Raw genomic sequence first — 18,771 nt, 5'->3', positions numbered from 1 at the left:
GCACCTACACTTTCTCATTGGTCTTTTTCCCTAATAGACCAGAAGGCTTAATTAAAAGTATTATAATTAAAATTCCAAATACTATTGCATCTGAAAAGTTAGTAGATATATAAGCTTTTGAAAAAGTTTCAAGTACTCCAATAGCAATTCCACCAACAAGAGCTCCAGGAATACTTCCAATGCCCCCAAGCACTGCTGCAACAAATGATTTGAGCCCGGGCATAACTCCCATATAAGGAGTAATACTTGGGTAAGATATTGCAACTAGAACTCCAGCTATACCAGCTAGGGCTGAACCTATAGCAAAGGTCAGTGAAATAGTATTGTTAACATTTATACCCATAAGAGAGGCAGCTTCCATGTCTTGAGAAGATGCTCTCATAGCTTTTCCAATCTTAGTCTTATAAACAATAAATTGAAGTAGAATAACAAGAGCTGCAGAAACTACAAACATCAAGATTGTTTTCCACTCAATTTGAATAGGACCTATATTTAATGTTCCTGCATTAATTAAGTCTGGAAATGGTTTAGGATTAGAACCAACCAAAATTCTCATAGCATTTTGTAGAAATAAAGATACTCCAATTGCAGTAATAAGCAAAGTTATTCTTGGAGAATTTCTTAACGGCGTATATGCAATTTTTTCTATTATAATGCCTGCTAGTCCAGAAGCAATCATAGCTATAAGTAATGTTGGGATTAATGGTAATCCTAAAGTTGAGGCAGAATAGAAGCCCGCGAAGGCTCCTATCATATATATTTCGCCATGAGCAAAGTTTATAAGTTGTATGATACCATATACCATTGTATAACCTAATGCTAATAAGGCATATACACTACCTAAAGCTAAACCATTAATGAGTTGTTGTAAAAATTCCATAGTATATTTCTCCTTATTAAATATTAAGAATTAACTTTATCAGCTAATACCTTTTTACCTCCATCAACTTTAATGATAGTGGCACTTTTAACAGCATTTCTTTCACTATTAAATTTAATGTTACCTGTAACACTATCTAATTCCATGCTAGCTAAAGCATCTCTAATAGCAGCACCATCTGTTTTACCAGCTTTCTCAATAGCCTTAACTAAAAGTTTTGAAGTATCATAACTAAGAGCTGCGAAAGAATCAGGTTCTTTATTATATTCTTTTTTGTAAGAATCAACAAAGGATTTTACTTCAGAAGATTCATCATTAGAATAATAGTGATTAATATATAAAGCACCATTTACCGCATCTTGTCCAATTTTAGTTAATTCTTCTGATTCCCAACCATCACCACCAAGGAATTGAGATTGTATTCCCATACCTCTAGCTTGTTTAGCTATAAGACCAACAACGTTGTAGTAATCAGGTAATACGATTATGTCAGGATTTAAATTTTTAATTTTTGTTAATTGAGCTTTGAAATCAGTATCTTTATCGTTGTAAGTGAGAAATTCACCAACTGTTCCGCCAGCTCCTTCAAACTTATCTTTAAATGTATCAGCTATCCCTTTGGAATAATCTGAACCAGCATTATATAGCACAGCAGCAGTTTTGGATTTTAATTTTTCTGTTGAGTATTTTGCTAAAACTTCTCCTTGGAATGAATCTATGAAACATCCTCTAAACATATATTCACCACCAACTTTTGTTATTGTTGGTTCAGTACCTGTTGGGGTAATCATTGGAATTTGCCTTGAAGTTGCATTTGGAGCTACTGCAAGAGTTGCACCAGAAGTTACAGGTCCTAAGATTGCAGAAACTTTTTCATCATCAACTAACTTATTGAAGGCTTGCATCGCTGAATTAGGGTCTGCTTGATCATCTTCAAATATAAATTTAATTTTTTTGCCATTAATCCCCCCGGCATCATTAACCTCTTTCTCTAATAGTTGAGCTCCCTCTTGTACTGATACACCATATGTTGAAGCTGAACCAGATAATGGTCCAATAGCACCGATTTTAATTACATCTCCATTAGCACCAGTATTATTTCCGCAGCTAACAAGAGCCGTCATTGTTATAACAGAAGCTAAAACTCCTGAAAGTAAAGTTTTTTTCATAAATATTTCCTCCCCTTTATCGCAATATATAAATGATAAAATAACAAATAAAATGAATAAGATTTAATAAATTGTCACAAAAAATATATTTATATTATTGATATAATACCATAATGGACAAAGAACTACAATAAAGATATTTAATATTTTGATGAAAAAATAATAAAAAAATCATGAAAACAATACCAACATTAAAAAATAAATCTGGACATAGAGAAGTTTTATATAATGAAGAAAGGCATATGAAAGTTTAAACAATAAACGTAATTTTTTATTACGTTTAAAGCAAAGGCAAAAAATTAAACGTTAACTATATTTAAGTACCAGTCTTAAAATGTTGAAAAAAATCGAAAAATTAAATATAATTAATATAAGAATACTTAATAATTAGGTTATTTATAAAAAGTTAAAATGCCTTATTGCATGAATAACATTAAGTGGCTAAAATATTTGGTATAACATTAAAAAGGGGTAGAGGAAGTTATGGAAAATGTAAAAGTTTTAATTGTCGATGATTCACCGTTTCAATTAGCGTTATTAAGAGAGTCTCTTACTGAAAGTGGATTTAATGTTGTTGGAGAGGCGCAATCTTTAGAAGAAGTTATTGAACAAGTTAATAAAGTAAAACCTGATTTAGTAACTATGGATATGACTATTCCAGGAACTGATGGATTTGAATGCACAAGAGAAATTCATAAAATTGATAGCAATATTAAAGTTATAATTGTTAGTTCAATGATGGATGAGGAGTTAATTAAAAAAGCTAAAAGAACATCTGTATCTGGATATATTCAAAAACCTTTTGATTCTGAAGAGTTAGCCTTATTAATTAATAGAATTATGGCTAATGAAGAATTATACTTGGAACTAGAAGGAATTTATTCATCTGTGTTTAAGGAGGCTATATTAGATTTATTTAATAAACTTACTAAGACAGTTCCAGAATTTACAGATGAGAGCAACGTTGATTTGGGTATACATAGTGAAGGTATATCAATAGTAATGGGAATTATAGGAAAATACGCAGGGAGACTAATTTTCGATATGTCATTTGAAACAGCAGGGAAGTTGGCAACTGTATTATTAAAAAGAGAACCTAAAAATAATGAAGAATTGCTTAATGTCATGTCAGAAATAGCTAATATGTTTGCAGGTAATGCATGTTCAATGATAAATAAAAAGAATAAATTATTTGGACTAAGAGTTGCACCACCAACTACATTTCATGGAGAATCAATAAATATTTCAAAGGCTGATTTAGAAAATACTTATTCAGCGCATATTAAATCTCAATTTGGAGATTTATCAATAAATATAGGATTTAAAAGAGGTGAGGGAGAATGGATGTCAATCATTTAAATTCCATTTTAGATGCATTTAATAATGTAATGCCTCAACTTGGTTTTAAAAGTGTTGAAAAAAAAGGAGTTTCTTTAAGAGAAAAATATATAGAAAGTCCAGGGGTAGTTATTATTATTGGGCTTATTGGAGATGTTAAAGGTAACATAATTTATGGAATGAGCGTAGAGGATGCAAAAAAGATTGCATCAACAATGATGATGGGGATGCCAGTAGAGAATTTTGATGAGTTGGCTCAAAGTGCTATTTCAGAACTTATAAATATGTTGACAGCTAATGCTACAACAAATTTCTCTCAATATAATATAATTATTGACATATCTACACCAACACTTATTCAAGGAGAATTTACAGCCAATGCTACATGCGATAAGGTTATATGTGTTAAAATGGGTGTGGATGATGTGGTTATTGATGTAAATATTTCAATTGAAAGCGGTAAAATTTAAACAAAGAGCCTTTCTGATAGGGTTAAAAATAAATTACAAAAAGGAGTCGAAATCAAAAATGATTTCAACTCCTTTTTTATAAGGAAAATAATTTTAATATTTAGGAGGTTGAATAAAAGAAATAATATGCTATACTGTATTATATACAGTATAGCATTCTGTTTGGGAAAGGAGATGAAATAGATGGGAGAAAAAGATGCAGCAAAGCAAAGGCTAGTCGATGTAACTATTAAAATGATCTGTGAAGGAAAAAAACCAAGTGAGATTACTGTAGCAGATATAACTAAAAAGGCTGAGGTTGGCAATGGAATGGTAAATTATCATTTCCAAAGCAAGGATAATTTAATTCGAGTAGCTGTAAAGAAAGTTATGAGTTGTGCAAGAAAATTATTAGCAGAGAAAATGAAAGCAAAAGAAAATCTTCCTGCTCATGAAAGGTTGGTTTTAATATTAAAAGAATGTATGGATTTTATTGCGAAAAATTCAGAAGTGGCCAAAATTGCAATATTAGATAACCTTGAAAATAATGAAGGAGAATCCCACTTATTAAGTAATGAAGAGTTATATCAAAATTGTCTTAAGGAACTTTATGAAGAAGATACCTATAAACGTTCAGTAAAAAATTATTTGATGGCAAGCTATTTGAATTATATTTTTCTAAAAGCAGAGAGCATAGAGAAAGAAATTGGATTTAATTTTTACAATAAAGATCAAAGAGACAAGGCAATTGACAATTTAGTAAGTGATTTAATAATTAATGATAAGTACGATTGTAAGTAATTAGGGAGAGTGTTAAATATGATGAATGTTAATAATGAAAAATGTATTGGATGTGGACTTTGTGTTAAGGATTGTTTTCCTAGAGATATTGAAATAATTGATGGCAAGGCCAATATTAAAAACGAAGCTTGCTTTAAATGTGGGCACTGCATAGCTATATGTCCAAAAGGTGCGGTATCAACAGACGAATATAATATGGAAGAGGTAAAGGAATATAATCTAGAAGAATTTGATATAGATGCAGAAAGACTGCTAAACTTTATAAAATTCAGAAGAACTGTAAGACAGTTTAAAAATAAAGATGTGGAAGATGAAAAGATTTCTAAGATAATTGAAGCAGGAAGATTCACGCAAACAGGAACAAATGCTCAAGATGTTTCTTATATAGTTGTAAAAGAGAAATTAAATGAATTAAAAGAATTGGCTTTTGAAAGCCTTAATGAACTAGGAACCCATATGCTGGATAATTTAACACCGGAAACTATGAAATTTAAAAGATATGCAGAACTTTGGCAAGTGATGTATAAGGAATATAAGGAAGATCCAATTAAAGGAGATAAACTATTCTTTAATGCTCCGGCAATAATAATAGTTACTGGATCAACAGTTAATGCATCTCTTGCATCATCCAATATGGAGCTTATGACTGATGCACAAGGCCTTGGAACATTCTTTAGTGGATTTTTTGCAATGGCTGCAAAAAACAGTAAAAAGATTGCAGATTTACTAGAGTTAAAGGAAGAAATAGTAACTTGTATGGTTATAGGATATCCAAATGTAACATATCAAAGGACAGTACCTAGGAAAGATGCGAATATATTGTGGAAGTAAAAAAGCATAAAACAATACTTATATAAAAGTTATACTATTAGTGATTATATAAGGAAAGAAAATACGAAGAAGTAGAATTCAATAATATAGTTAGCAGACGAAATATAAAAAAAATTAAAAGACAAAAAGCGACAAAGAAATATTTATTAATAATAGTTTTGTTTCCGCAGAAGTTGAATTGTATTAGAAATGAATAGTGAAAATATAAAATAACCACTGATAAATTTTGAATTGAATTAGAGGTTTTTTGCGAACTTTTCAATAAATCCTTATAGAAACTATAATTATACTTGATTTGAGAAAAAAAGTGAGGTAAAGTTAAGGAGGAATAATAAGTTGATTTATTATTATTTGTTGAAGTTTTCGTGGGAAACAACTATGGAATTTAAGTGGGAATTTTGGTTTGTGAAAAATATTAAAAGCTAAGTTATTTAACTTAGCTTTTAATATTTGTATAATATAAGTAAAAATATTTATTTCCGAGGAAATGCTTAGATAGAGGTGTATGTATGTTAAAAAATGATTATATGAAAGAAATTGAAACAACCCTTAAAAACATAAAAGAAGAGGTTGACAAAAGTATATTAAATGGGGAAACAGATACAGCATTTAATATGATAAATAAAGAAGTGAAAGCTTTAGTGGGATTAGAAGTAGATACAATTAATACCCTAGCATTTTCTGATGTTATTGAGCTAGTGAGAAAAGAGAATCAGTATAATTCAGAAAGATATATAGCTTTTGGAGAGTTACTTTATTTTCAAGGATACCTGTATAATGCTTTAAGTGATGATAGTAGAAAGATAGATTATTATCAAAAATCTTTGGAGAGTTTTTACTGTGCATATATAGAAGAAGAGTATATAGAAAAGAAATATTTAGATGATATTATGAATATAGTTGAAGATTTATCCCAATATGAACTTAGTGTTGAGGATAATGCTAGAATATTTAGATTCTATGAAGTTAGTAATCAGCTAGATAAGGCAGAAGATGTTTTGTTTCATATGATAAAAGATAGTGATAAAGATAAGAACGTTATTTCTAGAGGAATAGAATTCTATAATAGATTGAAGAAGATGGATGAACATGTGTTAGAAGAAGGAAATTTACCTTTAGATGAAGTTATGGATGGGCTAGAAAATTTAAAATCTATGACAGAATAAAAGAAGGATTTCAAAATAAAAAATAAAGTTTACCCTTTGTTAAGGATAATAAAAAAGAGTAGACCTTTTATGAGTCTACTCTTTTAGGGTGGATTTTATCTTTACTTTGAAATCCTTCTTTTTTTATTTCAACTCATCTAAAACTATTTTCTCAACTTTGTTAGGCAAGTCATTTATTTCTTCCTTAGAAAGAGAAGTTACATCAATTGATGGATGAATTTTAACAGTGATTGAAGAAGCTTTAATCTTACTATTATTTGCTTCTAAAACTTTGTAAGTACCATCTATAGTAATTGGGACTATTGGAACTTTTGATTTAAGAGCAAGTTTAAAACTTCCTCCTTTAAAATCACTAGGTTGTCCTCCTTTACTTCTCGTACCTTCAGGAAAAATGACCATAGAATATCCGCTCTTTAGGATATTAATTCCATCAACTATTGCTTCAGCTGATTTACGCATATTATCTCTATCCATAAAGATACATTGCATATATCTCATCCACATGCTTATACCGGGCCATTTAGCAAGTTCCTTCTTAGCTATGAATCCTTTTGGAATATTTATTGAGCTCATTAATAGAGGAATGTCAAAGTAACTTTGGTGATTTGATATAAACAATACCGTTTGGTTTTTTGGAATATTTTCAAGTCCTGTAACAGTAACTTTACATCCACTAAGCTTCATTACAAATTTAGCCCATTTATGAGTGATTCTATGAATAAGTAAAATTCTTTCTTCAGTTCTACCTTTACGTTCCAAATAATTAATTTTAATAGTATTTATAAAAACAACAACTAAACTTATTACTACACTTGGGTAGAATAATAATGATCTTAACATAGTTTTTATCCTTTCTAAATTAAATAGATTAATATAGAATAGTATATTACAAGATAGGAAAGAATTAAAGTAGAAAGAGTTTAGTTATTAAAAACTTAACGATTTGTTAATTTAGAAGTTTTTTATAATATATATGATATAATTGGTTTGCTGCAAATAAGAATTTATGTATTGAGCATAAAGATTTATATTTAATAAGTTAATTAAAAAAAGGAAATTTTAATAATTTATATTAAATATTTAAGAGTATTTTAAGATTAATAAATTAGAATGAATTGTAGGGATATAATAATTAACTTTTAAGAGGAGAGTCTATGGAGTGTAATAATTTGGAAAGTAAGGATGTAGATTGTAATAATTATGATAAGAGCAAATTGATTGGTTTAACAGATACAGAAGTACAGGTAAGAATTAAGAATGGACAGGTAAATACATTGCCAACAGCTCCATCAAGAACAATTTGGCAGATGATAAGAGCGAACTTTTTTAATATTTTCAATGCTCTTAATATTGTACTGGCTGGTATTGTAATAATAGCAGGATCCCCTAAAAACGCAATATTTGCAGCTGTTATTTTAGTTAACAGCATCATTGGGGTGGGGCAAGAACTTAATGCTAAGAAAACACTTGAAAAGTTATCAGTTTTAAGTATGGCTTATGCCAAGGTATTGAGAAATGGTAAGGAAAAAGAAGTATCTATTGAAGATTTGGTTATAGATGATGTAGTTTGTCTATCTAGTGGAGATCAAGTATTGGCAGACTGTGAATTAATTCAAAGTGATGAACTAGAAGTTGATGAATCTATGTTAACTGGTGAGGCTGATCCTGTATATAAAAAATCTGGAGATGAGATATTATCTGGAAGTTTTATAGTTGCTGGAGAAGGTTATGCAAAAATAACTAAAGTAGGTGGAAAAACCTATTCATCAAAGTTAGCAGATGAAGCTAGAAAATTTAAAATAATAAATTCAGAGCTTCAAACATCAATAAGTAAGATAATTAAATTGTTGTTGGCGTTAATAGTTCCACTAGGTATTATTTTAACGACAACACAAATATTTTTTTCTAAAGCAGGATGGAGAGAAGCGCTTATAGGAGTAGTATCTGGTATTGTTGGAATGATACCAGAAGGTTTAGTATTATTAACTAGTGCAACTTTTATAGTTTCAGTAGTAAGGCTTGCAAAATATGATGCATTAGTACAGCAACTATCAGCAACAGAAGTACTAGCTAGAGTAGATGTTCTTTGCGTAGATAAAACTGGGACAATAACAGAAGGAAAGTTAAAACTAGTTGATATTAAAGTTATAGGTAAAATGAAAAAAGAAGTGGTAGACGAAGTATTAGCTGCATTAGTGCATAATCTTCCAAGTAAGAATCCTACTCAAAAGGCCATACTAGAATATTATGATTATGATTCTAATATTGAAATATTAGAAAAGGTACCATTTTCATCTAGAAGGAAGTGGGGAGGAATAATTTTAAAAGGATATGGAACATGGGTGTTAGGTGCACCAGAAATTTTGTTAGGTGATAAGTATGATAACTTTAGTGAACAAGTGGAACAAGAAGCTAAAAAGGGACGAAGAGTTCTATTGCTTGGGAAAGTTAAGCAAATAAGTTTAAAAAAAGGTATTCTAGAACCTGTAGAGGAAGCTGCCATTATATTAATTGAAGATGTTATTAAAGAGGAAGCTCCAGAAGTGTTGAAGTTTTTCAATAAGGAAGGAGTGAATTTAAAGGTTATATCAGGAGATAATCCAGTAACAGTATCTGCAGTAGCTATGAGAGCTGGGGTTGAAGGAGCAGATAGATATGTTGATGCTAGGACATTACCGACTAAAACAGAAGATTTAGTTGAAGTTATTGATGACTATAGCATATTTGGAAGAGTTACACCTCATCAGAAGAAGGATATAATAAAGTCCCTCCAGGCCAAAGGACATACGGTAGCTATGACTGGTGATGGAGTAAATGATGTGCTTGCGCTTAAGGAAGCAGATTGTGGAATAGCAATGGGAAATGGTTCAGAAGCAACAAAAGCAGTGGCTCAACTAGTGCTATTAAATTCTGATTTTGGAGCACTTCCTAAAGTTGTTGCAGAGGGAAGAAAACAAATTAATAATTTGGAAAGGGTGGCTGAACTATTTCTTTCCAAGACAGTATTTTTTGTTAGTTTATCATTAATAATGTCAATTTTATTGTTGCCGTATCCATTGTTACCTATTCAAACATCATTAGTTGGTAGTTGTGCTATTGGAATACCATCATTCTTCTTAGCATTGGAGACATCAAAGGGAAGAGTTAAAAAGGGATTCCTAAAGAGAATTTTAACTGCAAGTATACCTAATGGTATAATTATGGTGTTATTTACTGTTAGTGCTTTTGTAATAACATATTTATCAGGTGCAAGGTTGGAACATTGCAGATCTGTGGCAGTACTTGTGTTTTTAGGAATAAGTTTGGTTATTTTATTAAGAGTAGCACTTCCTTTTACACCATTTAAATTATTTTTGGTGTTAGCTATGATGATTAGTGCAATGATTTGTTATGTTACTCCGATAGGGCAAATAGTATTTAGCTTAACACCAATAACAAGTGGGCAATGGATGTTAGCGGTTGGATTTACAGCACTATCATGGCCTATGTTAGCTATATCAGTGGGAATAGCTAGAAGATTTATAGGGAAAAGAAAAACTCAAGTTATATAAGTAAAATAGCTGCTTTATCTGTTTTTAATATAGAGCAGCTATTTATTATAATTATACTTTCGGTAGAAAATGTTGACATCTATAGGTAAGTATAATAAAATCGTATATGTAATTTAAATAAATATGTCCTCATAGTTCAATGGATAGAATAGTCCCCTCCTAAGGGATAGATGTAGGTTCGATTCCTACTGGGGATACCAAGTGAAATGAAAGAATGGCTCAAGCATTAGGCTTGGGCCATTCTTTCATTTAAGTGTACCTAGAACAAAATGTGATTTGAAAGTGATATTCTTAAGAATATGCTGATAAATTGGCAACTCATAAGTATATAAATAATTCAATCAGGAATACCTTATATTAAAAAGAATAGCAATATGATATAATGTTAAATAAAAAATTAGTAAAATTAGGGAGTGGTTGCAGTTGGATTCTAGCTACGTGAGAGATATCTTTCTGTTAATTATATTATTAATACTATCAGGTTTTTTCTCGATGTCAGAGACAGCTTTAATGTCTTTGAGTAAAATTAGAATTAGACATATGGTAGAAGATGGTGTAAAGGATGCAAAACTTGTACAAACACTTTTAAAAGATCCTAATAGGCTTTTGGAAGTTATGCTAACAGGAAATACTATAGTTAATATAGGAGCAGCTGCATTAGCTGCTACAGTAGCGGCTAAGTTACTTGGTAGTAGTGAATTTAGTGCTGCTGCTATTGCTACTGCAGTCATGACTGTTTTAATTCTTATTTTTGGAGAGATAACGCCAAAGTCTTTGGCAAAGCAAAAGTCAGAAAGTGTATCTTTATTCATAAGTAAGCCAATTAAATTTTTTGTATTCTTTTTTAAACCTCTTATAGCAGCTGTTTCAGGAATATCTTCAATATTCATTAAATTGTTAGGTGGGGATGATCCTAAAGTAGCAGAACAATTTATTACAGAGGAAGAATTAAAAACAATGGTTGGTGTTGGTGAAGAAAAAGGAGTACTTGAAGATGTTGAAAAGGAAATGATATTTAATGTGTTTGAATTTGCAGATATGCAGGTTAGAGATGTTATGATTCAAAGGGTGGATATAGTTGCCCTTGATATAGAAACAACTTACGAGGAAGTTATAAAGACCATTAAAATAGAACAATTTTCAAGAATTCCAGTTTTCAATGAGACTATAGATGATATAGTAGGTATACTGAGTGTTAAAGATTTGATAATCACAGAAGGGACTAGTGAAGAATTTAATATTCAGGATTATGTACGAGAACCTTTTTACACTTTTGAATTTAAGAAGATAACTGAAGTTTTTAAAGAGATGAAGAAAACTAGAAATCAGATTGCTATAGTTTTAGATGAATATGGTGGGACTGTTGGAATTGTAACAATAGAAGATATAATAGAAGAAATAGTTGGAGATATTGAAGATGAATATGATGAAGAAAGTAGTATAATAGAAGTTGTAAAAGAGGGGGAATATATTGTAGATGGAAGTGCAAAAATTCACGAAATTAGCGATTTAATTGGGGTTAATATGGAATCTGACGATCTAGATTCTGTAGGCGGATTAATTATTGAAGAATTAGGGAGAATTCCAGAAAATAAAGAAGAAGTATTTATCAACAACCTCAGATTTGTAGTTGAAGAAATGGAAAAGAATCGTATAAAGAAAGTAAGAATATATACTTAATGACAAGGTAGAAGTTTTATTTGTTATAATGGTGGAGAATCATGAATTATATGGATTATGCAATAGAAGAAGGCGAGAAAGCCTTAGAAAATGGGGAAATTCCTGTTGGAGTTGTCATTGTAAAGAATGGTGTAATAATTGGAAAAGGGTATAATAAAAAAGAAATGAACAATGATCCTACGGAGCATGCAGAAATAATAGCTATTAAAGAAGCTTGTAAAATTATTGGTGATTGGAGATTGAATGGTTCAGAAATGTATGTAACATTAGAACCATGTCCAATGTGTGCAGGAGCAATACTTCAAAGTAGGATTTCTAGATTATATATAGGAACATTTAATAAAGATATGGGAGCTTGTGGTTCTGTAGTTAATTTAATTGATAATAGAAGTTTAAATAGTTTTGTAAATACTATTTGGACTTATGATGATAGATGTAGTGAATTATTAAAAAAGTTTTTTTCTACAAGAAGGAAAAAGTGATTTTATGGAGAAATGGCTGAGTGGTCTAAAGCGGTAGTCTCGAAAACTATTGTACCTTTATAAGGTACCAGGGGTTCAAATCCCCTTTTCTCCGCCAAAAAACAACATATAGGAGGAAATGTTATGAATCCAGTAGCATTTGAGGTCTTTGGTTTAGAAATAAGATGGTATGGTATATTAATTGGTTTAGGAGTTATACTTGCATTAGGTTTAGCTTGGTACAATTGCAAAAAGAAAAATTTGAGTTTTGATTTGGTGACAGATTGTTTTTTATGGGCTTTCCCATTTGCAATAATAGGAGCTAGACTATATTATGTTATTTTTGAATTTGATAATTACAGAGATAATTTGATAGATGTATTTAATATACGTGAAGGTGGATTAGCCATTCATGGTGGCTTAATTGGAGCTTTTTTAGTGGTATTTATATTTGCGAAGGTTAAGAAAATGAATTTGATAGAATATGTTGATCTTGCAGCGCCATCAATTATATTAGCGCAAGCAATAGGAAGATGGGGAAATTTCATGAATAGGGAAGCTCATGGAGGGCCTGTAAGTGAATCTTTTATAAGTCATTTTCCAGGGTTTATAAAAGAAGGCATGTACATACAAGGAGCATATTATCATCCTACATTTTTATATGAATCGGTATGGAATTTACTTGTTTGTGGAATATTATTATTTATCTTATATAAAAAGAAAGAAAAACATAATGGGATAGTTATCTGTAGTTATATTTCACTATATTCTTTAGGCAGATTTTTTGTTGAGGGTTTAAGGACAGATAGCTTAATGTTTATGGGATTAAGAGTGGCACAGTTAGTTAGTATTATTGGTATTGTTGCAGGAATTATTGGTATTATAGTAATTAGCATTAAAGGGAAAAAGATAAGTTAGAATAATAATAGAACCTTTTAAAGAAAATGTTTCTATTGAACAAGAATAATATTTATGCTAGAATGAAAAAGTGTCAAAACCAAATAGTTGGTCTTGATTAGGCAAATATTATGAAAGTTGATTAGAGCATGGAGAGATGTCCGAGTGGTCGAAGGAGCACGCCTGGAAAGCGTGTATAGGGGCAACTCTATCGGGGGTTCAAATCCCCCTCTCTCCGCCAATGCCGTGCTAGATGGGGAGTTAGCGGTGCCTTGTAACCTGCAATCCGCTATAGCAGGATTGAATTCCCCAGAGAGGCTATAATGAATATGGTCTGCCCCATGCAAGTGGTGTTGATAGTCGGGTCCCACGCAACGGAACCCATGAACCTCGTCAGGTCCGGAAGGAAGCAGCGATAAGTGGTCACTTCCGTGTGCCGTGGATCTATCTGGCTTGAGCTAACTACATGGGTAACGCATACGAGTTATAGTCGAACTGGGGTGCACGGTTCATAATTTTGTTAGAAATGCCTTTCTTAATAAAAGGAAGGCTTTTTTTATGAGAAATATAATTTAAGGTTACTCTTCAATAGGATTAACAATATAGGACAATAGGACAAGAAAGAGAGGGAATCCAATTTAGTTTGGATACCCTCTTTTTCTTATTTTCTTATTAAGTTAATAAATTCATATTTAAGACCATCTTCATCATTGATCTTTTCATCAGATGATTCAATAACACCCCACTCATTAAAATTAATATTTGGGAAATAAGTATCACCTTCAAAGTTTTTATTTATTTTTGTAAGATAAAGTTTCTTACAATAAGGGAATAATAAATTATAAATTTCCCCTCCACCTATAATAAAAGCTTCTTCTTCAGAGTTTTCATATTTATCTAAAACTTCATTTAGGTCATGCAATATTGTAACTTGGTCAGAATCCACTTTATAGTTAGCATCTCTTGTTATAATGACATGATGTCTATTAGGAAGAACTTTTGGTAAAGACTCAAAAGTTTTTCTTCCCATTATAATTGTATGGTTGGTTGTTATTCCCTTAAATCTTTTAAGATCTTCTGATATATGCCAAAGTAATTTGTTGTCACCACCAATAACATTATTTTCTGCTTTTGCAACTATTATAGAAAGCATTATACTGTTACCTCCATTTTTATAGATTCATGATGTTTATAATCTTCTAATTTAAAATCATCTGGAGTAAATGCATAAAAATCTTTAATATCAGGATTTATCCAAAATTTTGGAGCATCGTATGCATCATTTTCTCTTGTTAACTGTAATTTTAATCCTTCAACTTGATTGTCATATACATGAGCGTTATTAATTACGTGAGTTAATAAGCCTGGTTTTAGTCCTGAAACTTGGGCAAGCATATGTGTTAGCACTGCAAATTGGCATGTATTAAAAGGAACACCTAAGCCCATATCTCCTGAACGCTGAACAAGCATGCAATTAAGTTTTCCATCTGTTACATCCCACATAGTAAGGAAGCAACAAGGGGCAAGGTTCATTTCTGGTAGATCAGCCCAATTCCAAAGATTAATCATCATCCTTCTATCTTGAGGATTATTTTTTAATGCTTCAATTAAGTTATCTATTTGGTTGAATTTTTTAACTTGGTATCCATAAGCTTTGCCAATTGTTCCGTCTTCACCTTCCCATTCATTCCAAACCTTAACGTTCATTTTCCTAAGCTCTTCAACAATATTTGATTGTTTCTGATATATCCAAAGCATTTCTTTTATAGATGTCTTAAATGCAACAAATTTAGTTGTTAGAATAGGAAATTCTTTTTGTAAATCAAATTGCATTATTTGATGTGGTAATTTATATGTAGCCACTGCAGTTCTATTTTTATCATAATATCCATTTTCTAAGATATTTCTAACTATGGATAAATATTTTTTGTCATAAATACTCATTTAGTATCCTCCTCTAAATAACAATATGTTTTAACTGTTAACTTTTATACTAATTATAATCTGTATAGGCAAAAAATAATATGTTAATTTATAAGATTTTATTTAAAAGTAATTTCTCCTGATAACACAGCTCTCTCATTTCCAAAGGTGTCTTTAATAATTAAAGTTCCATCATCAGAAAGCCTTAGACATGTAACGGACTCTTCTGTATTACATGTGATAAGTCGAGCTTTCTTATCAAATAAATTTGAGTTATCTCTACAAATAGTTATGGTTTCACTTATATCGCCATTAGTAATGAAGTGGGTATATAATCTTTCGAAATTTATTAAAAATGAGGATAAAATTTCAGCTCTATTAAAGTGTTTGCCAAGTTCTAATTTTAGTGACGTAGCAATAGAACATATTTCATCATCAAAATTATCTATATTTACATTTAGTCCAATACCAACTATTAAATAATCTACAGTTTCTAGGTCGCATTTAAGTTCTGTTAGTATTCCACATAACTTTTTATCGTTTAGAATAATATCATTAGGCCATTTGATTTCTAAGTTGCCACCTAGGTTACATAATGTTTTATGCATAGCAGCAGCTGTTATTTGAGTAATTTTAGGGCATTCTGTTGGAATAATATTAGGCCTTAAAATTAACGAAAACCATATGCCGCCTTTAGGAGATGACCATATTCTTTTAAAGCGACCATTGCCTGCTTCTTGGATTTCAGAAATTATGACTGTACCATCTTTAGCTCCTTTAGAAGCAAGTTCCTTTGCCTTTTTATTAGTTGAATCTATTGTATCAAAGTGGATAATATCATTCCAAAGATTAGATGTAGTGAGAGATTCCAAAACATCATTAGGGCTAATTATATCTGGAGTTGAAACTAATTTATAACCTTTATTAGATACCCCTTCTATTACATATCCTTTTGCTTTTAAGTTTTTAATATGCTTCCAAATTGCAGCACGTGAAATCATTAAATTTGAACTTAATGTTTCTCCTGATATATAATCTTTGGCTTTTTTAAGTTCAGCTAAAATTTTTTCTTCCATGTAATATCTCCTCCTGCCTATGATTATAGCACAAAGGATTGTAAACCTATAAAAATATTCAAGTTGACAATACAAACGAGCTATATTACTATAAACTTGTACATAAAAATTAATTGGTTGAGGATAAAAGTATGAATAAGACAATAAGTTTAAGAAAACAGATTATATGTGCAATTTTCGCGGCAATAATTGCAATTTTAGCACAAATATCAATTCCACTTCCTTTCACTGGGGTTCCGATTACAATGCAGACTTTTGCAATAGTCCTAACAGCAGTAATTTTAGGAGGAAGGCTTGGAACAATGTCAGTTTTAATTTATATTCTTTTGGGGGCAATTGGGATTCCTGTATTCTCGCAATTTACAGGAGGATTTCAAACATTAATTGGCCCAACAGGAGGATACATAATTTCCTTTCCGGTGGTAGCAGCAATTATTGGATATTGCTCTTGTAAATATAAAAAGAACTATTTGATGATTTCGTTAGCGTGCATTCTGGCAGTTGGAATAAGTTACATAATAGGAACAATACAACTTGCATTTGTAGCAAATCTGACATTTAAGGGAGCTTTAATGGCGGGAGTTATACCTTTCATACCATTTGATATTATTAAAGTAGTTTTAGCAGTAATAATAGGGTACAGAATTCAAAATAGGTTGTTACAATCAAGTACTTCATATCTATAGAATTGAGGATATTCAAAAAATTTGTTTTTTGGATATCCTCAATTTTAATGTTAACATTTATTTTATATAGCATAAGTTGAATCTTTGTGGTTGGTTATAATGGCAATTATAAAATATATTAAATATTTTATAATTGGTGTATAATAAAAATTAAAGTATTTATGATGATAGAGAGGTGAAAGCCCTTGGCGTATACAGCGTTATATAGAGAATGGAGACCCAGAAATTTTGAGGATGTAGTTGGACAAGAGCATATTACTACCACTTTGAAAAATCAAATATTAAATGATAGAATAGCCCATGCCTATCTTTTTTGTGGGACTAGAGGTACTGGAAAAACATCTACAGCAAAGGTTATGGCAAAGGCTTTGAATTGCCTGAATCCTATAGATGGAGAACCTTGTAATGAATGTGAAATGTGCAAAAAGATAAATGAAGGTTTAGCTATTGATGTAACAGAATTAGATGCTGCATCGAATAATGGAATAGATAGGATAAGAGATATTATAGATGATTCTAAATATCCTCCTCAAGAGGCTAGATTTAAGATTTATATACTGGATGAGGTTCATATGTTATCAATAGGAGCTGTTAATGCTTTCTTGAAGACACTGGAGGAGCCTCCAGCTAATGTAATATTTATTTTAGCTACAACAGATCCACAAAAGCTTCCTATAACTATTCTTTCAAGATGTCAAAGATTTGATTTTAAAAGAATAAGTAGTAAAAATATAACAGATAGACTTAGAAAAATTGTTAAGGCACAAGGCGTATTAGCAGATGATAAAAGTTTAGACTTAATAGCTAGAGTATCAGATGGAGCTATGAGAGATTCTTTAAGTATATTAGATCAAGCTATTGCCATGGGAGATGGAAAGGTGGATTATGATTCACTTATTGGAATGCTTGGACTTGTTACAAATGAGTATTTATTTGAGATAACATCAGCTATTGTTGAGAGAAACATTGAAAAAGCTATAAATACTATAGAGAAAATAGTATTTGCGGGAAAGGATATTCACTTATTTATTAAAGATTTAATTACCCATTTTAGAAATCTGCTTATGATTAAGGTAACTAATAACCCTGAAGAAGTGCTAGATATGGCATTAGAAAATATATCTCTTATTAAAGAACAAGGTTCTAGAATGAGAGTTGAAGAAATAATGAGAGATATAAGGATACTTCAAGAAGCTGAAAATAATGCGAAGCTTAGCAAACAATCTAGGTTGTATTTAGAATTAGCTACAATTAAAATGTGCAAAATTGAATATGACACTTCAAATGAGGTTATATTAGCTAGAGTAAATAAACTTGAGGAAGCTTTGAGAAGTGGAAAAGTGAAAGTTGTAGCTGCATCAGCAGGAATGCAGCAAGATGCAGTTAAAACTAATAAGGTTTCAGCAAAAGTATCTGCAAATTCAGTACATGAAGAAAATAAATTTGATTTAGAAGAGAATAGTGATTCAGTTACAACTATTGGGGATATTCAAAGAGCTTGGAAAGATATCTTAGAAGCCTTTAAAGCTAGGAGAGCAATGGTAGTATATGCATCAATAGTTACTGGAAAACCTGTAGCTTGTAGTGGTGGAATATTAACTATACAGTATGATGATGAATATGCTTTTAATAAGCAGAGATTAGAAAAACCTGATAACTATAAAGTTATAAATGAAGTAATATCTGAAGTCATGCGAGAGAATATTAAAGTAAAGTTTACCGTAGAGAAAACTGGGGAAGATGAGAGAAGACCTGAAGATATATTGATTGATGCTCTTGGAGATTCATTAGTAGAAATAATAGATGAATAAATTATTATAAATCAGTGATAGAATTGTTATAAAAAATGCTATATAATAGAAA

The 18,771-nt window shown here is 30.8% G+C and carries 17 protein-coding genes, 3 tRNA genes and 1 other RNA gene; 15 read left to right on the top strand and 6 right to left on the bottom strand.

Features of this window, described 5'->3' with window-relative positions:
* Positions 1 to 4: 4 nt before the first annotated feature.
* Positions 5 to 880: a branched-chain amino acid ABC transporter permease gene (locus H9661_RS14465; protein WP_191769532.1), complete on the bottom strand. Its 876-nt coding sequence runs from the start codon at positions 878 to 880 to the stop codon at positions 5 to 7.
* A gap of 23 nt (positions 881 to 903) precedes the next feature.
* Positions 904 to 2,049, bottom strand: coding sequence for an ABC transporter substrate-binding protein (locus H9661_RS14460; protein WP_191769530.1), 1,146 nt, complete (start codon positions 2,047 to 2,049; stop codon positions 904 to 906).
* Positions 2,050 to 2,532: 483 nt separating this feature from the next.
* Between H9661_RS14460 and H9661_RS14455 the strand changes: the two genes are divergently transcribed.
* From H9661_RS14455 to H9661_RS14435, 5 genes are all read left to right on the top strand, one after another.
* Entirely contained in the window at positions 2,533 to 3,408 is an 876-nt protein-coding gene (locus tag H9661_RS14455; RefSeq protein WP_143318077.1) for a response regulator, read from the top strand.
* The gene (locus tag H9661_RS14450; RefSeq protein WP_143318078.1) at positions 3,390 to 3,857 is read left to right on the top strand and encodes a chemotaxis protein CheX; all 468 of its coding nucleotides are present in this window, start codon (positions 3,390 to 3,392) and stop codon (positions 3,855 to 3,857) included. The genes H9661_RS14455 and H9661_RS14450 overlap by 19 nt, the downstream gene beginning before the upstream one ends.
* A gap of 183 nt (positions 3,858 to 4,040) precedes the next feature.
* The gene (locus H9661_RS14445; protein WP_143318079.1) at positions 4,041 to 4,637 is read left to right on the top strand and encodes a TetR/AcrR family transcriptional regulator; all 597 of its coding nucleotides are present in this window, start codon (positions 4,041 to 4,043) and stop codon (positions 4,635 to 4,637) included.
* An 18-nt stretch (positions 4,638 to 4,655) separates the two neighbouring features.
* Positions 4,656 to 5,468, top strand: coding sequence for a nitroreductase family protein (locus H9661_RS14440; protein ID WP_191769528.1), 813 nt, complete (start codon positions 4,656 to 4,658; stop codon positions 5,466 to 5,468).
* 509 nt (positions 5,469 to 5,977) lie between these two features.
* Positions 5,978 to 6,634 carry a DUF6483 family protein gene (locus tag H9661_RS14435; RefSeq protein WP_191769526.1) on the top strand — a complete coding sequence of 219 codons (657 nt, stop codon included), beginning with the start codon at positions 5,978 to 5,980 and terminating at the stop codon, positions 6,632 to 6,634.
* Between the two features lie 123 nt (positions 6,635 to 6,757).
* On the opposite strand, the gene H9661_RS14430 is transcribed toward H9661_RS14435, so the two are convergent.
* Positions 6,758 to 7,474: a lysophospholipid acyltransferase family protein gene (locus H9661_RS14430; protein ID WP_191769524.1), complete on the bottom strand. Its 717-nt coding sequence runs from the start codon at positions 7,472 to 7,474 to the stop codon at positions 6,758 to 6,760.
* A 314-nt stretch (positions 7,475 to 7,788) separates the two neighbouring features.
* On the opposite strand from H9661_RS14430, the gene H9661_RS14425 reads away from it, so the two are divergent.
* The 8 genes from H9661_RS14425 to ffs all read left to right on the top strand — a co-directional run bounded on the left by H9661_RS14425 (position 7,789) and on the right by ffs (position 13,731).
* Positions 7,789 to 10,185: an HAD-IC family P-type ATPase gene (locus tag H9661_RS14425; protein ID WP_143318086.1), complete on the top strand. Its 2,397-nt coding sequence runs from the start codon at positions 7,789 to 7,791 to the stop codon at positions 10,183 to 10,185.
* Between the two features lie 125 nt (positions 10,186 to 10,310).
* Positions 10,311 to 10,385, top strand: a tRNA-Arg gene (locus tag H9661_RS14420).
* 223 nt (positions 10,386 to 10,608) lie between these two features.
* Complete coding sequence (locus H9661_RS14415) at positions 10,609 to 11,865, top strand: HlyC/CorC family transporter (RefSeq protein WP_191769522.1); 1,257 nt, start codon at positions 10,609 to 10,611, stop codon at positions 11,863 to 11,865.
* Between the two features lie 41 nt (positions 11,866 to 11,906).
* Entirely contained in the window at positions 11,907 to 12,347 is a 441-nt protein-coding gene (locus H9661_RS14410) for a nucleoside deaminase (protein ID WP_143318088.1), read from the top strand.
* A gap of 6 nt (positions 12,348 to 12,353) precedes the next feature.
* A tRNA-Ser gene (locus tag H9661_RS14405) sits at positions 12,354 to 12,444 on the top strand.
* 26 nt (positions 12,445 to 12,470) lie between these two features.
* Positions 12,471 to 13,244: a prolipoprotein diacylglyceryl transferase gene (gene lgt, locus H9661_RS14400; RefSeq protein ID WP_143318089.1), complete on the top strand. Its 774-nt coding sequence runs from the start codon at positions 12,471 to 12,473 to the stop codon at positions 13,242 to 13,244.
* A 130-nt stretch (positions 13,245 to 13,374) separates the two neighbouring features.
* Positions 13,375 to 13,464 (top strand) — tRNA-Ser (locus H9661_RS14395).
* A 3-nt stretch (positions 13,465 to 13,467) separates the two neighbouring features.
* Positions 13,468 to 13,731: signal recognition particle sRNA large type (gene ffs, locus H9661_RS14390), an RNA gene on the top strand.
* A gap of 153 nt (positions 13,732 to 13,884) precedes the next feature.
* Here ffs and H9661_RS14385 read toward each other — a convergent pair.
* The 3 genes from H9661_RS14385 to H9661_RS14375 form a co-directional block, all read right to left on the bottom strand.
* Positions 13,885 to 14,376 carry a dihydrofolate reductase gene (locus H9661_RS14385; protein ID WP_191769520.1) on the bottom strand — a complete coding sequence of 164 codons (492 nt, stop codon included), beginning with the start codon at positions 14,374 to 14,376 and terminating at the stop codon, positions 13,885 to 13,887.
* Entirely contained in the window at positions 14,376 to 15,167 is a 792-nt protein-coding gene (locus H9661_RS14380) for a thymidylate synthase (RefSeq protein ID WP_143318091.1), read from the bottom strand. The genes H9661_RS14385 and H9661_RS14380 overlap by 1 nt, the downstream gene beginning before the upstream one ends.
* A gap of 98 nt (positions 15,168 to 15,265) precedes the next feature.
* The gene (locus H9661_RS14375; RefSeq protein ID WP_143318092.1) at positions 15,266 to 16,222 is read right to left on the bottom strand and encodes a biotin--[acetyl-CoA-carboxylase] ligase; all 957 of its coding nucleotides are present in this window, start codon (positions 16,220 to 16,222) and stop codon (positions 15,266 to 15,268) included.
* Positions 16,223 to 16,353: 131 nt separating this feature from the next.
* On the opposite strand from H9661_RS14375, the gene H9661_RS14370 reads away from it, so the two are divergent.
* Positions 16,354 to 16,908: a biotin transporter BioY gene (locus tag H9661_RS14370; RefSeq protein WP_143318093.1), complete on the top strand. Its 555-nt coding sequence runs from the start codon at positions 16,354 to 16,356 to the stop codon at positions 16,906 to 16,908.
* 185 nt (positions 16,909 to 17,093) lie between these two features.
* Positions 17,094 to 18,719, top strand: coding sequence for a DNA polymerase III subunit gamma/tau (gene dnaX, locus H9661_RS14365; protein ID WP_191769518.1), 1,626 nt, complete (start codon positions 17,094 to 17,096; stop codon positions 18,717 to 18,719).
* The last annotated feature ends 52 nt before the right edge of the window (positions 18,720 to 18,771 follow it).

The sequence above is a fragment of the Clostridium cibarium genome (assembly GCF_014836335.1).
Taxonomy (GTDB): domain Bacteria; phylum Bacillota; class Clostridia; order Clostridiales; family Clostridiaceae; genus Clostridium; species Clostridium cibarium.
This window is presented reverse-complemented; position numbering and strand designations above follow the sequence as displayed.